General features: G+C 70.2%; 12 protein-coding genes and 5 tRNA genes. 12 read left to right on the top strand and 5 right to left on the bottom strand.

Annotated elements, in window-relative coordinates:
- Nucleotides 1-129: 129 nt before the first annotated feature.
- From ACYBSK_RS29925 to ACYBSK_RS29910, 4 genes are all read right to left on the bottom strand, one after another.
- Nucleotides 130-717, bottom strand: a complete 588-nt coding sequence (locus ACYBSK_RS29925) for a GTP-binding protein (RefSeq protein ID WP_457480363.1) — start codon at nt 715-717, stop codon at nt 130-132.
- Nucleotides 698-1,108: a DUF742 domain-containing protein gene (locus tag ACYBSK_RS29920; RefSeq protein WP_457480362.1), complete on the bottom strand. Its 411-nt coding sequence runs from the start codon at nt 1,106-1,108 to the stop codon at nt 698-700. The genes ACYBSK_RS29925 and ACYBSK_RS29920 overlap by 20 nt, the downstream gene beginning before the upstream one ends.
- A 170-nt stretch (nt 1,109-1,278) precedes the next feature.
- Nucleotides 1,279-1,692: a roadblock/LC7 domain-containing protein gene (locus ACYBSK_RS29915; RefSeq protein ID WP_306318913.1), complete on the bottom strand. Its 414-nt coding sequence runs from the start codon at nt 1,690-1,692 to the stop codon at nt 1,279-1,281.
- Nucleotides 1,693-1,701: 9 nt separating this feature from the next.
- A complete protein-coding gene (locus ACYBSK_RS29910) occupies nt 1,702-5,667 on the bottom strand; it encodes a nitrate- and nitrite sensing domain-containing protein (protein ID WP_460243993.1) in 3,966 nt (1,321 codons plus the stop codon).
- Between the two features lie 637 nt (nt 5,668-6,304).
- Between ACYBSK_RS29910 and ACYBSK_RS29905 the strand changes: the two genes are divergently transcribed.
- From ACYBSK_RS29905 to ACYBSK_RS29865, 9 genes are all read left to right on the top strand, one after another.
- A complete protein-coding gene (locus tag ACYBSK_RS29905) occupies nt 6,305-6,478 on the top strand; it encodes a hypothetical protein (RefSeq protein ID WP_460243992.1) in 174 nt (57 codons plus the stop codon).
- Between the two features lie 92 nt (nt 6,479-6,570).
- Complete coding sequence (locus ACYBSK_RS29900; RefSeq protein WP_457480359.1) at nt 6,571-7,356, top strand: fumarylacetoacetate hydrolase family protein; 786 nt, start codon at nt 6,571-6,573, stop codon at nt 7,354-7,356.
- Complete coding sequence (gene gltX / locus ACYBSK_RS29895; protein ID WP_460243991.1) at nt 7,340-8,824, top strand: glutamate--tRNA ligase; 1,485 nt, start codon at nt 7,340-7,342, stop codon at nt 8,822-8,824. Before ACYBSK_RS29900 ends, gltX begins: the two co-directional genes overlap by 17 nt.
- Before the next feature lie 70 nt (nt 8,825-8,894).
- Nucleotides 8,895-9,626 carry an HAD family hydrolase gene (locus ACYBSK_RS29890; protein ID WP_457480357.1) on the top strand — a complete coding sequence of 244 codons (732 nt, stop codon included), beginning with the start codon at nt 8,895-8,897 and terminating at the stop codon, nt 9,624-9,626.
- Nucleotides 9,627-9,716: 90 nt separating this feature from the next.
- Nucleotides 9,717-9,788: transfer RNA gene (locus tag ACYBSK_RS29885), tRNA-Gln, on the top strand.
- A gap of 42 nt (nt 9,789-9,830) precedes the next feature.
- Nucleotides 9,831-9,903: transfer RNA gene (locus tag ACYBSK_RS29880), tRNA-Glu, on the top strand.
- A 62-nt stretch (nt 9,904-9,965) separates the two neighbouring features.
- Nucleotides 9,966-10,038: transfer RNA gene (locus tag ACYBSK_RS29875), tRNA-Glu, on the top strand.
- A 38-nt stretch (nt 10,039-10,076) separates the two neighbouring features.
- Nucleotides 10,077-10,148 (top strand) — tRNA-Gln (locus ACYBSK_RS29870).
- A gap of 22 nt (nt 10,149-10,170) precedes the next feature.
- A tRNA-Glu gene (locus ACYBSK_RS29865) sits at nt 10,171-10,243 on the top strand.
- A 166-nt stretch (nt 10,244-10,409) separates the two neighbouring features.
- Here ACYBSK_RS29865 and ndgR read toward each other — a convergent pair.
- Nucleotides 10,410-11,126 (bottom strand): IclR family transcriptional regulator NdgR, encoded by a 717-nt coding sequence (gene ndgR, locus ACYBSK_RS29860; RefSeq protein ID WP_324767461.1) that lies wholly within the window; start codon nt 11,124-11,126, stop codon nt 10,410-10,412.
- A gap of 190 nt (nt 11,127-11,316) precedes the next feature.
- On the opposite strand from ndgR, the gene leuC reads away from it, so the two are divergent.
- The 3 genes from leuC (at nt 11,317) to ACYBSK_RS29845 (ending at nt 13,890) form a co-directional block, all read left to right on the top strand.
- The gene (leuC, locus tag ACYBSK_RS29855) at nt 11,317-12,741 is read left to right on the top strand and encodes a 3-isopropylmalate dehydratase large subunit (protein ID WP_457480356.1); all 1,425 of its coding nucleotides are present in this window, start codon (nt 11,317-11,319) and stop codon (nt 12,739-12,741) included.
- A 6-nt stretch (nt 12,742-12,747) separates the two neighbouring features.
- Nucleotides 12,748-13,341, top strand: a complete 594-nt coding sequence (gene leuD / locus ACYBSK_RS29850) for a 3-isopropylmalate dehydratase small subunit (RefSeq protein WP_460243990.1) — start codon at nt 12,748-12,750, stop codon at nt 13,339-13,341.
- Between the two features lie 309 nt (nt 13,342-13,650).
- A complete protein-coding gene (locus tag ACYBSK_RS29845; protein ID WP_460243989.1) occupies nt 13,651-13,890 on the top strand; it encodes an SCO5555 family protein in 240 nt (79 codons plus the stop codon).
- The last annotated feature ends 22 nt before the right edge of the window (nt 13,891-13,912 follow it).

Raw genomic sequence — 13,912 nt, 5'->3', positions numbered from 1 at the left:
CCCGGCGTGTCAAAGGCCACAGGGGCCGCCGACGGGGCTACGGCAACTGCCGTACGGATCTGGCCACTTGGTGACCGAGATCCGACCGCTCCTGAAAGGTGCCGATCATCGCGCCGGATGCCGCGCCCGCTACTTCAGGCGCGCCATGAGCGCGTGCTCGACCAGCGTGATCAATCCGCTCTTCGCGTCCGCGCGGTGCCGGGCGTCGGTCGTGATGATCGGGGTGTCCGGGCCGATCTGGAGCGCCTCGCGCACCTCTTCGGGAGCGTACGGCTGGTGCCCGTCGAAGCCGTTGAGGGCGATGACGAAGGGCAGGCCGGAGTTCTCGAAGTAGTCGACGGCCGGGAAGCAGTCGGCGAGGCGGCGGGTGTCGACGAGGACGACCGCGCCGATCGCGCCGCGCACCAGGTCGTCCCACATGAACCAGAAGCGGTCCTGGCCCGGCGTACCGAAGAGGTACAGGATCAGGTCGTCGTCGAGCGTGATGCGACCGAAGTCCATGGCGACCGTGGTGGTCGTCTTGTCACCGGTGTGGGTCAGGTCGTCGATCCCGGCGCTGGCGGAGGTCATGACGGCCTCGGTGCGCAGCGGGTTGATCTCGGAGACGGCACCCACGAACGTCGTCTTGCCGACGCCGAAGCCGCCGGCCACCACGATCTTCGCCGAGGTCGTCGCGCGGGCGGTTCCCACGGAACCGTCAGAGCTTGCGAAGTCCACTGAGCACCCTTTCGAGCAGAGTCACGTCCGGCGCACCGCCGTTGGCCTCGTCGCCGCCCGGCTGGTGAATGGCGACGAGCCCGGCCTCGGCCAGGTCCGCGACGAGGATCCGGGCCACACCCAGCGGCATCGAGAGCAGCGCCGAGACCTCGGCGACCGACTTCACCTCGCGGCACAGGTGGCAGATGCGCTGGTGCTCGGGCAGCAGCGTCACCAGGGCCGCCGGGTCGGCGGTCGTGCTCACCAGCGCCTCTATGGCGAGCTGGTAGCGCGGCCGGGTCCGGCCACCGGTCATCGCGTAGGGACGGACCAGGGGCTGGTCGCCCTCGTGACCGTACCCGGCGTGGGCTGTCGCGCCGTACGGGTCGTGGGAGTCGGTGGGCGGGGTCATGGATCCTCCGGGCGGGACGACAAGTGCGGGGGCCTGCCGTCTGAGGGTGGGCCGGTGGGGGGATTGTGACGGCGGAACTTCGCATGTGCGGATTGCGTGCGCTTACTGGATTCCGGGGCTGCCGATGCAGCAGACTGCGGGGACGGCCGGGTTACCGGCCGTTACCCGCCTCAGTGCAACAGGCTGCCCTGGAGTTCTGCGCGCAGGTCGGGGGTGAGCACGGAGCCCGCCCGGTCGACCATCAGCGCCATCTCGTAGCCGACGAGGCCGATGTCGCAGTCGGGGTGCGCCAGCACGGCGAGCGACGAGCCGTCCGAGATGGACATGATGAAGAGGAATCCTCGCTCCATCTCCACGACCGTCTGGTTCACCGGGCCGCCCTCGAAGATCCGGGACGCGCCGGCCGTGAGCGAGGTGAGACCCGACGCCACGGCCGCCAGCTGGTCCGCGCGGTCCCGCGGGAACCCCTCGGACATCGCGAGCAGCAGCCCGTCCGCGGACACCACGACCGTGTGTGAGACACCCGGTGTGTTGTCCACGAAGTTCGTGATCAACCAGTTCAGGTTCTGTGCCGCCTGGCTCATCTGGCTCAACTAACGCTCCTGCTGGTGAGTGGGGCGGGGGTAGCTGCCGGTGTTGCCGGCCTGCCGCCCCTGCTGGATGCCCCGACGGAGATTGGTCAGCCGACCGCGCACGTCGTCGGGCGCGCGCGAGACCTGAGGTCCGGCCTGAGTCTGCTGCTCCTGGGCCGTGCCCGCCACCAGGTTCGCCCTCGGCACACGGCGGGGCAGACCGGAGTGGGTGACGCCGCCCGCGGCGGGCTTGCGCACCCGCTCGGCCTGGCGCATCAACTCGTCGTTCGGCGACTGCCGCCAGTTGACCTCGGACGGGTCGGGGGACGCGGCGGGCCGGGCGGGCGCGGAGGCCTGGGCCCCCGGACGCTGCGGCAGCCCCTGCTCAAGGCGGCCACCGGGGGACTGCGTCCCCTGGTTCCGGCCCTGACCGTTCTGGCCCTGGTTCTGGCCCTGGCCCTGACCGTTCTGGCCCTGGCCGTGGAACCAGTTGGTCTCCAGCGTGTCGTACAGCGGCGTGCGGCCGTCACCGCCCGACGCGTCGCCCGGCGGCAGGAAGTCCTGCTGCGAGGGCTGCTCGGGGATGCCCTGGTCCTGCATGCCGTTGCGCTGCGGCGGCTTCGGGGGCGTGAACTCGAACTGGCCGGAGTTCGAGCGCCCCTGGGGCTGCGCGTACTGGCCCGTGCTCGACGGGTCGTTCTGGGAGCGGTTGTACTGGCCGGCGCCCGACGGGTCCTGGGACCGCGGGAACTGGCCGGAGGACGGATCCTGCGCGGGCGGGAAGCCACCGGCGTCCGAAAGGCCCTGCGGCTGGGCGTACTGCCCGGTGGCCGAGGGGTCCTGGACGCGCGGGAACTGGGCGGTGCCCGACGGGTCGCCCCCCGGGCGGTCGAAGCCACCGGTGTCCGAGGGGCCCTGGGGCTGCGCGTACCGGCCGGTGCCGGAGCGGTCGCCCTGCGGCTGGGCGTACTGCCCGGTCGCCGACGGGTCCTGCACGCGCGGGAACTGGGCGGTGCCCGGGTCCTGCGGGCGCCGGCGGCGGCCCGTGTTCGACGGGTCGCCCTGCGGACGCTCGAACTGGCCCGTGCCGGACGGGTCCTGACGGCCCGTGAGACCGCCGTCCCGGAACCCGTTCGCCGGACCGCCCGTGCCCGGGTTGCCGGCGTCGCCGCCGCGCGGACCGAAGACGTCGGACCGGACGAACTGGCCGGAGTCCTGCGCCGGTCCGCGACCGCCCTGGCCGGGCTGCCCGGCGGGCGGGCCCTGCCGGTCGTCGCGGACGCGCGGCATCCGGGCCGTCGAGTCCGGCTCGTCGTGCTGACGCGGCGCGTCGAGGTTCGGCTGCGCGTTCTCGTCGCCCCAACTCGGCGTACGGGGCTGCGGGTTGCCGCCCGGCAGCTCGGCACGCGGGCCACCGCGCGGAGGCAGCACCGGACGGCGCCGGCCCTGCGGCTCGTTCGGGTCGCTGTGCGTGCGCTGCTGCGGCGGAACGGGACCGCCGGGGGCCTGCCCCTTGCTGAACGCGTCGGCACCGGAGGGACCGGACTGAGCGGAAGGAGCCGACGGGCCCGAGGGAGCCATGGGGCCGGGGCCGGAAGGACCACCCGGAGCCTGCGGCCCGCCGGGACGTCCGGGCAGCGCCGCGCGCGGACCACCCGCACCGGCACCGACCTGCGGCCGCCCGGCACCGGACGCGCCGGAGCCGCCACCGAGGAGACCGCCCGGAGCGCCGGATCCGCCGGGCGCCTGACCGCGCCGCGCGGCGGCGACACCGGCCGCGGCCTGCGCGGCGGCGGGGCCACCGGAACCACCGGGGCCGCCCGGCTTGCCGCCGGGCTTCCTGCCGCCCTGCGCGACGTCCACGGGGAGCATGACCAGCGCGGTCGTACCACCGGAGTCGGAGGGGCGCAGCTGTATGCGGATGCCGTGGCGCTGCGAGAGGCGGCCGACCACGAACAGACCCATGCGGCGGGAGACCGACACGTCCACGGTGGGCGGCGAGGCGAGCCGCTCGTTGATCGCGGCGAGGTCCTCGGGGGAGAGGCCGATGCCGGTGTCGTGGATCTCGATCAGGACGCGGCCGTCGGGCAGCGCGTGACCGGTCACCTTCACCTTGGTCTGCGGCGAGGAGAACGAGGTCGCGTTCTCCAGCAGCTCGGCGAGCAGGTGCACGAGGTCGTTGACGACGCGGCCCGCGACCTCCGTGGCGGGCACGGCCGCCAGTTCGATGCGCTCGTACTGCTCCACCTCGGACGCGGCGGCACGCAGCACGTCGACGAGCGGAACGGGCCGGGTCCAGCGGCGGCCGGGCTCTTCACCGGCGAGAACGAGGAGGTTCTCGCCGTTGCGGCGCATGCGGGTCGCGAGGTGGTCGAGCTTGAACAGCGAGGACAGCTGGTCGGGGTCGGCCTCGCGGGACTCCAGCTCGGAGATGAGCGAGAGCTGACGCTGGATGAGGCCCTGCGAGCGCCGCGAGAGGTTGGTGAACATCGCGTTGACGTTGCCTCGCAGCAGCGCCTGCTCGGCGGCGAGGCGGACCGCCTCGCGGTGCACGTCGTCGAAGGCCGCGGCCACCTTGCCGATCTCGTCGCGCGAGTGCACGCCGACCGACTCCACGGACGTGTCGACGTCCTGCGGGTCGGCCTCGGAGAGCTCCTTGACCAGCTCGGGCAGGCGGTCCTGGGCGACCTTGGTGGCGGTGTCCTGGAGGCGGCGCAGCGAGCGGATCATGGACCGGGCCACGACGAAGGCGCCGACGAGCGAGACGCCGAGCACGAGCAGGATCAGCGCACCGTTGATGATCGCCGAACGCTCGGAGGCGTTGCGCAGCTCGCGGGCCTGCTGCTCCATCTGGTTGAGCAGCGTCAGCTCGATCTTGGACATCTCCTGGATGCGCGTGGTGTCCGCGTCGATCCAGTCCTTGTACGAGCGCTTGTCCTGGGACTTGATGCCGTCGGTCTTCTGCAGCACGCGGTTCGCGTACGTGTCGGCGGCCTTGATCGTGGAGTTGTTCTCCTCGATCGGCTTCAGCAGCTCCTGCGCGTCCACGGGGCCGTACACGGCCTTGAACGACTGGATCTGCGACTTCTGGTTCTCCAGCGCCGCGAGACCGTACTGCCGGTCGGTCTCGGTGAGCTTGCCGAAGCGGGAGCTGTTGGGCGGCAGGGCGGCCGCGATGATGGCGCGCTGCTCGGAGGCGTACTCCTTGGCGGAGGAGAAGGCCGCCAGCGCGCGCGTGCGCTGGATCATCTCCGGGCTGCTGGTCGCCTGCGCCATGTCCGTGGACAGCGAGAGCAGCTCGTTGATGATCCGGCTGTAGGCGTCGACGGTCTGCGAGGCGTTCGACTGGTCGCTGTACGCCTCCTGCCGGATCTTGCCGAGCTGGATCAGCTCGCTGGCGATCTGCACCGCGTGCTCGCGCACGCCGTTGAGGCTGCCGGCCTCGCCGTCGGACTTGATGTCCGTGGTGCTCTGCAGGAACGAGGTCTTGGCGCGGGTGGTCTTCTCCCGCGTCGACTTGACGCTGAAGTCGCTCGCCGACGAGCCGTTCGACAGCGGGCCCGCCGCCTGGTCGCGCTCCTCCTGGAGCGCCGACGCCAGCTCGGTCGCCTGCTTCGTCATCTCGGTCAGCAGCTTCATGTTGTCGAGCTGCTGGATGTCGTTCAGCGATTCGGCGATGCGCAGCGCGCCCAGCGAGGTCGCCGCGACCACGGGGAGCGCGAGCAGCGAGACGAGGCGCGTCGAGATGCGCCAGTTGCGCAGCGCCATCCGGGAGCCGGGCCCCGTGGGCACCTTGGGCTTCGCCGCGGACGGCGTGGAGGCACCCGGAGCGCCGCTCCGGCCGTCGCCCTCCGAGGTGTCGACGGACGCGGTGCGTCCCGGGTTCTGAGCGTGCGGGGGCCGGGTGCCGCCGGCTATCGGACCGGTCCCGCCGCGCGGCTCCGGCTCCGCCGCAGCGCTGCCATCCCTGTTCTTACGTCCCTGCACTAGCGTCGCAACCTCTGGACCAGGCGCCCCGCCCGCATGCGCGGACAAGGCGGTGTCGGCGTCGTTCGGGGGGCGACCTGAAACGTCCCCCTGTGGTCGTGAGTGACCGGCGCTGGCTCCCCCTACCGCCACTGTTCGGCGCTGCGATGCGCCCGTGCGCGCCGGTTCTGTACCTGCGGCGGTCCACGCGATTCCAGCACAGTGCAGGATCTCCAACAAGGCCCGAGGGGTACCCCGCGGTCTCTGTGACGCGGTGTGAGTGCAGGGTCACGAGACGTAGAAAGTGATCTAGATTAAACCGGGCATTGCGGTGCTTTCCGTGTGTGACTCGGGAGTGTCCCAGTCGCCATGATCGGGAGCGGAATGGTGACTTCAGGCATGCAATGTCCGTTTCGCGCGCGAGGGTTCACGTTCCGATCCGCCCCTTTTGCGAGCGCTTCCGTGAGCAAACTCACACGCCGATGATCACAACTTCCGGACTTTCGGAGGGATTCGGATGTTTAGCGCCGCTGGAGCTCTGTGTATGCCAGATAGTTCGGGATTTTCGGACCGGCCGACCGGTCCGCCGCGACGTATCGTGGTCACTCCGCACCCCGTCTCACCGAGAAGGTTCCAGAGCGCAGCCATGAAGACGATGATGTTCCAGAACATTGCCAACCCGCGGCGCACGACGCTGGCGCACCTCGCGGACGCCGAGGAGATCCAGGCCGCGCCGGCCGTCCCGGAACACTCGGCGACGCTCCCCACCAACACGGCCAACCCCAAGCGCACCATCCTGATGGTCGCGCCGGAGACCGCCCCGGCGGCCTAACCACCACAGCGACGGCGCCTGCCCCACCGCGTTAGCCTGGTCCGGTCACATCCCACCCGGGCCCAACGCAGAAAAAAGGGGCGCAGCAAACCGTGCGCATCGCCAGATTCTCCATCGACGGGAACGTCGCCTTCGGCGCGGTCGAAGGCGACAAGCCTGACGAGCTCGTCCTCGACATCATCAAGGGCATCCCGTTCACGGACTTCGAACTGAGCGGCACGAAGGTCCCGCTCAACAAGGTCCGGCTGCTGCCCCCGGTGCTCCCGAACAAGGTGATCGCCTTCGGCCGCAACTACGCGGAGCACGCGAAGGAACTGGGCAACGAGGTCCCGGACACCCCCTTCGCCTTCTTCAAGCCGTCGACGTCGGTGATCGGCCCGGACGCCGAGATCCAGTACCCCGGCTTCTCCGAGGAACTGCACCACGAGGCGGAGCTCGCCGTCGTCATCGGCCGTCTGTGCCGCGAGGTCCCGCGCGAGCGCGTCAAGGACGTCATCTTCGGCTACACGGCCGCCAACGACGTCACCGCCCGCGACGTGCAGAAGCGCGAGAAGCAGTGGGCGCGGGCCAAGGGCTTCGACACGTCCTGCCCGCTGGGCCCCTGGGTCGAGACCGGCCTCACCCTGGAGCAGGCCTCCGACCTCACGGTCCAGTGCACGGTCAACGGCCAGCAGCGCCAGCTCGGCCGCACGTCGCAGATGATCACATCCATCGAGGACCTGATCGTCAACATCTCCGAGGCCATGACGCTGCTCCCCGGCGACGTCATCCTCACGGGCACCCCGGAAGGGGTCGGCCCGCTCAGCGTCGGCGACGAGGTCGCCGTCAGCATCGAAGGCATCGGCACTCTCACCAACAAGGTTGTCAAGCGTGGCTAGCGCACCCGTACGCGTCCGTTTCTGCCCCTCGCCCACCGGTAACCCCCACGTGGGCCTGGTGCGCACCGCCCTGTTCAACTGGGCCTTCGCGCGCCACCACCAGGGCACCCTGGTCTTCCGCATCGAGGACACCGACGCGGCCCGCGACAGCGAGGAGTCGTACGAGCAGCTCCTCGACGCGATGCGCTGGCTCGGCTTCGACTGGGACGAGGGCCCCGAGGTCGGCGGCCCGCACGCGCCGTACCGGCAGTCGCAGCGGATGGACATCTACAAGGACGTCGCGCGCAAGCTCCTCGACGCCGGGCGCGCCTACTACTGCTACTGCTCCACCGAGGAGCTGGACGCCCGCCGTGACGCGGCCCGCGCCGCCGGCAAGCCCTCCGGCTACGACGGCCACTGCCGCGACCTCACCGCCGAGCAGAAGGCCGCTTACGAGGCGGAGGGCCGCAAGCCCATCGTCCGCTTCCGGATGCCCGACACGAAGATCACGTTCAACGACCTGGTCCGCGGCGAGATCAGCTACGAGCCGGAGAACGTCCCGGACTACGGCATCGTCCGTGCCAACGGCGCGCCGCTCTACACGCTCGTCAACCCGGTCGACGACGCGCTGATGGAGATCACCCACGTCCTGCGCGGCGAGGACCTGCTCTCCTCCACCCCGCGCCAGATCGCCCTCTACTGGGCGCTCAAGGACCTGGGGATCGCCCAGCTGGTCCCCGAGTTCGGCCACCTGCCGTACGTCATGGGCGAGGGCAACAAGAAGCTGTCGAAGCGCGACCCGCAGAGCAGCCTCAACCTCTACCGCGAGCGCGGCTTCCTCCCGGAGGGCCTGCTCAACTACCTCTCCCTCCTCGGCTGGTCCCTCTCCGCCGACCGCGACATCTTCTCCATCGACGAGATGGTGGCCGCGTTCGACGTCAAGGACGTCCAGCCGAACCCGGCCCGCTTCGACCTCAAGAAGTGCGAGTCGATCAACGGCGACCACATCCGCCTGCTCGACCCGAAGGACTTCGCGGAGCGCTGCGCCCCGTGGCTGCGGGCCCCCTTCGCGCCGTGGGCCCCGGAGGAGTTCGACGAGGCGAAGTGGGCGGCCATCGCGCCGCACGCCCAGACCCGCCTCAAGGTCCTCTCCGAGATCACGGACAACGTGGACTTCCTCTTCCTCGCCGAGCCCGTCTTCGACGAGGCGAGCTGGAACAAGGCCATGAAGGAAGGCTCCGACGCCCTCCTGCGTACGGCCCGCGAGAAGCTCGACGCGGCCGACTGGGCGTCCCCCGAGTCCCTCAAGGAGGCCGTCCTGGCCGCCGGCGAGGCCCACGGCCTCAAGCTCGGCAAGGCCCAGGCCCCGGTCCGCGTCGCCGTCACCGGCCGCACCATCGGCCTGCCCCTCTTCGAGTCCCTGGAGATCCTGGGCAAGGACAAGGCGCTGGCCCGCATCGACGCGGCCCTGGCCAAGCTCACCGCGTAACCACGCGCGCGCAGGCACGAAAGACCCGGAAGCGATCCGCTTCCGGGTCTTTCGCGCTTACGGTCGAGACATGCCGCACAGCACCGCCATCAAGGCCATCGTCTGGGACATCGATGACACGATCTTCGACTACGCGAACGCCGACACCGTCGGTATGCGCGAGCACCTCACCGTGGAGGGGCTGCTCGACGGCTTCGGGAGCGTCGAGGAGGCGCTCGTGCGGTGGCGGGCGGCCACGCGCCAGCACTGGGCGCGGTTCGAGGCGGGGGAGAGCGACTGGGAGGGGCAGCGCCGCGACCGGGTGCGCACCTTCGTGGGCGGCGCGATGGCGGACGACGAGGCCGACGGGTGGTTCGCCCGTTACCTCGCCCACTACGAGGCGGCATGGGCCCTCTTCCCGGACACCGTCCCGGCCCTGGACGCCCTCGCCGCCGGCTACCGGCACGCGGTGCTGTCCAACTCCTCGCTGCACAACCAGGACCGCAAGCTGCGTGCCCTCGGCGTGCGCGACCGGTTCGAGGCCGTCCTGTGCGCGGCCGAACTCGGTGTCGCCAAGCCCGAGGCGGCCGCGTTCCACGCCGTCTGCGAGGAGCTGGGCCTCGCGCCCCACGAGGTCGCGTACGTCGGTGACCAGCCGGACACGGACGCCCGCGGAGCGGTCGACGCGGGCCTGAGCGGGATCTGGCTGGACCGCGCGGGACTCGGCGGCCGGCCCGAGCTCGTGCGCATCACCGGCCTCGATCAACTGCCCGCACTGCTGGCTCGGGATACCCGTTTTGGAGCGCAGTCCACCTTCGGGTAATGTTCTTTCTGCGCCAAGGGGAGCGGGCCGAAAAGCCCGGGACCCGGAAGCGCAAGCCAAGCAAGATCCCCCTCGGGGGTTGTGCTTCGGTGGCCTATGGTGTAATTGGCAGCACGACGGTTTCTGGTTCCGTTAGTCTAGGTTCGAGTCCTGGTAGGCCAGCTCGCAGAGCTCATCTGCACACGTGGATATGGCATCCACAAAGCCCCCGTTGTGTAGCGGCCTAGCACGCCGCCCTCTCAAGGCGGTAGCGCCGGTTCGAATCCGGTCGGGGGTACAGATCCTTCCCGCGGGGACGGCCTGGGTAGCTCCCACCGACTCTGATGCAGGATCGCTAGGGCCCCCGTTGTGTAGCGGCCTAGCACGCCGCCCTCTCAAGGCGGTAGCGCCGGTTCGAATCCGGTCGGGGGTACGCATTGAGTTCGCAGGTCGCAAGGCCTTGAACTTCAGTGGTCTATGGTGTAATTGGCAACACTACGGTTTCTGGTACCGTCATTCTAGGTTCGAGTCCTGGTAGACCAGCTCGACCACGTAAGTGGTCAAGGCCCCCGTTGTGTAGCGGCCTAGCACGCCGCCCTCTCAAGGCGGTAGCGCCGGTTCGAATCCGGTCGGGGGTACGCGAACGAAGAAGGCCCTTCCCGAATGCGGGAAGGGCCTTCTTCATGTGTGCGCGCAGGACGCGGGAGTTGACGTTCCGCAGGGACAACTCCGGCCGGTCGCTGCGGCGTTGGAGCGACCGGCCGGGAACGGGCAGGGGTGCGGAAGGAGTTGAGCGCGACCGGATCAGCCGGTGCGGCGCAGGGCCTCGGAGAGGCGCCCCGCGGCGTCGATGACGGCCTGGGCGTGCATCCGCCCCGGGTGGCGCGTCAGACGCTCGATCGGGCCGGAGACCGAGACCGCTGCCACGACCCGGTTCGAGGGGCCGCGCACCGGCGCCGAGACGGACGCGACGCCCGGCTCCCGCTCGCCGATCGACTGGGCCCAGCCGCGGCGCCGTACGCCCGACAGGGCCGTCGCCGTGAAGCGGGCGCCCTGGAGGCCGCGGTGCAGGCGCTCCGGCTCCTCCCAGGCCATCAGGATCTGCGCGGACGAACCCGCCTTCATCGTGAGGGTCGAGCCCACCGGAACTGTGTCCCGCAGGCCGGAGAGCCGCTCCGCCGCGGCGACGCAGATGCGCATGTCGCCCTGGCGGCGGTAGAGCTGGGCGCTCTCGCCCGTGACGTCCCGCAGGTGCGTGAGCACCGGGCCCGCCGTCGCGAGGAGACGGTCCTCGCCGGCCGCCGCCGAGAGTTCCGCGAGGCGCGGGCCGAGAATGAAACGGCCCTGCATGTCGCGCGCCACCATGCGGTGGTGCTCCAGGGCCACCGCCAGGCGGTGGGCTGTGGGTCTTGCCAGTCCGGTGGCCGCGACAAGGCCTGCGAGGGTCGCGGGTCCGGACTCCAGGGCGCCCAGGACAAGGGCTGCCTTGTCCAGAACGCCGACGCCGCTACTGTTGTCCATGCGTCGATACTCCCGTCTCACTCTGTGAAACGCAAGTTCAATTTTCCGTGGAACTTGCCACCCTGTACGTCACACCGGCCCGTGGACCAAACGGGCCCGGCCGCCGGCGTCCGGTACGAGGGGTACGGGCGACGGCGATCCGAAATCTCTAGTTGGGCCGGCGCACCTCAAGCCGGCCGGAGGGAAAGCGATGGGTAGGACACTCGCGGAGAAGGTCTGGGACGACCACGTCGTCCGGCGCGCCGAGGGCGAGCCCGATCTCCTCTTCATCGATCTGCACCTGCTGCACGAGGTGACCAGCCCGCAGGCCTTCGACGGCCTCCGCCAGGCGGGCCGTCGGGTGCGGCGCACCGACCTCACCATCGCGACCGAGGATCACAACACCCCGACCCTCGACATCGACAAGCCGATCGCCGACCCGGTCTCGCGCGTGCAGCTGGAGACGCTGCGCAAGAACGCCGCCGAGTTCGGGGTGCGCCTGCACTCGCTGGGCGACGTCGAGCAGGGCGTCGTGCACGTGGTGGGCCCGCAGCTGGGCCTGACCCAGCCCGGCACCACCGTGGTGTGCGGCGACTCCCACACCTCCACCCACGGCGCCTTCGGCGGCCTGGCGTTCGGCATCGGCACCTCCCAGGTCGAGCACGTGCTGGCCACGCAGACGCTGCCGATGGCCCGCCCGAAGACCATGGCGATCACGGTCGAGGGCGAGCTGCCCGAGGGCGTCACCGCCAAGGACCTGATCCTCGCGATCATCGCGAAGATCGGCACCGGTGGCGGCCAGGGCTACATCCTGGAGTACCGCGGCTCGGCCATCGAGAAGCTGTCGATGGAAGCGCGGATGACCATCTGCAACATGTCCATCGAGGCCGGTGCCCGCGCGGGCATGGTCGCCCCCGACGAGACCACCTTCGCCTACCTGGAGGGCCGTCCGCACGCGCCGAAGGGCGCGGACTGGGACGAGGCGGTCGCGTACTGGAAGACGCTGAAGACGGACGACGACGCGGTCTTCGACGCCGAGGTCTTCATCAAGGCCGACGAGCTGTCGCCGTTCGTGACCTGGGGCACCAACCCCGGCCAGGGAGCGCCGCTTTCGGCGAACATCCCCGACCCGGCTTCGTACGAAGACGCTTCGGAGCGCTACGCCGCCGAAAAGGCCCTGGAGTACATGGGGTTGACCGCCGGGCAGCCGCTGCGCGAGGTCAAGGTCGACACCGTCTTCGTGGGCTCGTGCACGAACGGCCGCATGGAGGACCTGCGGGCCGTCGCCGAGATCCTCAAGGGCCGCAAAATCGCCGACGGCGTACGGATGCTGGTCGTGCCGGGTTCGGCGCGGGTGGGCCTGCTGGCCGTCGAGGAGGGCCTGGACAAGGTCTTCAAGGAGGCCGGCGCCGAGTGGCGGTACGCGGGCTGCTCCATGTGCCTGGGCATGAACCCGGACCAACTCGCGCCCGGCGAGCGCTCCGCGTCCACCTCCAACCGCAACTTCGAGGGCCGGCAGGGCAAGGGCGGCCGCACCCACCTGGTCTCGCCCCAGGTCGCCGCCGCCACCGCCGTGCTCGGCCACCTGGCCTCGCCCGCCGACCTGTCCGACGCCCCTGTCGCCGCTGGAGTCTGATCAGTCATGGAAGCATTCACCACGCACACCGGCCGGGCCGTCCCGCTGCGCCGCAGCAACGTCGACACCGACCAGATCATCCCCGCCCACTGGCTCAAGAAGGTGACGCGGGACGGGTTCGAGGACGGACTGTTCGAGGCCTGGCGCAAGGACTCCGAGTTCGTGCTCAACCGGCCCGAGCGCGAGGGTGCCACCGTCCTGGTGGCCGGCCCCGACTTCGGCACCGGCTCCTCCCGTGAGCACGCCGTGTGGGCGCTGCAGAACTACGGCTTCAAGACCGTCATCTCCTCCCGCTTCGCGGACATCTTCCGCGGCAACTCCCTGAAGAACGGTCTACTGACCGTGGTTCTCGACCAGAAGGTCGTGGACCAGCTGTGGGAGCTGGTGGAGAAGGACCCGCAGGCCGAGATCACCGTCGACCTCCAGGAGCGCGAAGTGCGCGCCGAGGGCGTCACCGCCTCCTTCGAGCTCGACGAGAACTCCCGCTGGCGGCTGCTCAACGGCCTCGACGACATCAGCATCACGCTGAAGAACGAGTCGGACATCGCCGCCTACGAGGCGAAGCGCCCGGCCTTCAAGCCGCAGACCATCCAGGTCTGAGTCCGGCCGGATCCCCGTCGGATCCGCAGCCCGACAAGGCTTATTCAGGCCACATCAACAGGGCCCCGTACCCCCAATCGTGCACCGGTTGGGGGTACTTCTGTGTCGGGCCCCGACCCCCCTCGGACGGCCCTCGCGGGCGGTCTCCGCGGCCCCTCAACTCCCTTGAATGACAGGGGTGTTCCCGGGGTACGCGTGGATCGGTGCCGCTCTGGGCGGACCCGCCGCGCAAGGCTCCAGAAGGGGCCTGTGAGGCGGGAGTTGCACCCTGCGGAGGCGACAACTCGCCCCAGATGGCACAATCTGTGCATGGAACACGACGGCCAACTCCAGCTGTACGCGGCGGTCGCGAACCAACTCAAGGAAGCGCACTCCCGAGTGCGCGCACTGCAAGTCCCGGAGGGCGTACGGATGGCGCTGACCCGGAAGCTGCTGGCCGTGACGGCCGCGGCCAAACACGATCTCGCCGGTGCGGCAAGGCGTCTGGAGCGATTCATGGCGGACCTCGACGACTTCGAAGAGGGCTCCATCACTGAAGAGGAACTCTGAGACTGCCTAGTTCGTTGCGGCA

The organism is Streptomyces sp. BYX5S (assembly GCF_054724165.1).
Note: the sequence above shows the minus strand (reverse complement) of the source record. Positions and strands in the feature narration are given on the sequence as shown.

Bases quoted from the DNA above. Each gene is read 5' to 3' on its own strand.
- ndgR (WP_324767461.1), bottom strand. From the start codon at position 11,126: ATGGACAACAGTAGCGGCGTCGGCGTTCTGGACAAGGCAGCCCTTGTC.
- ACYBSK_RS29890 (WP_457480357.1), top strand. From the start codon at position 8,895: ATGCCGCACAGCACCGCCATCAAGGCCATCGTCTGGGACATCGATGAC.
- leuD (WP_460243990.1), top strand. From the start codon at position 12,748: ATGGAAGCATTCACCACGCACACCGGCCGGGCCGTCCCGCTGCGCCGC.
- leuC (WP_457480356.1), top strand. From the start codon at position 11,317: ATGGGTAGGACACTCGCGGAGAAGGTCTGGGACGACCACGTCGTCCGG.
- ACYBSK_RS29845 (WP_460243989.1), top strand. From the start codon at position 13,651: ATGGAACACGACGGCCAACTCCAGCTGTACGCGGCGGTCGCGAACCAA.
- ACYBSK_RS29915 (WP_306318913.1), bottom strand. From the start codon at position 1,692: ATGAGCCAGGCGGCACAGAACCTGAACTGGTTGATCACGAACTTCGTG.
- ACYBSK_RS29920 (WP_457480362.1), bottom strand. From the start codon at position 1,108: ATGACCCCGCCCACCGACTCCCACGACCCGTACGGCGCGACAGCCCAC.
- ACYBSK_RS29905 (WP_460243992.1), top strand. From the start codon at position 6,305: ATGTTCCAGAACATTGCCAACCCGCGGCGCACGACGCTGGCGCACCTC.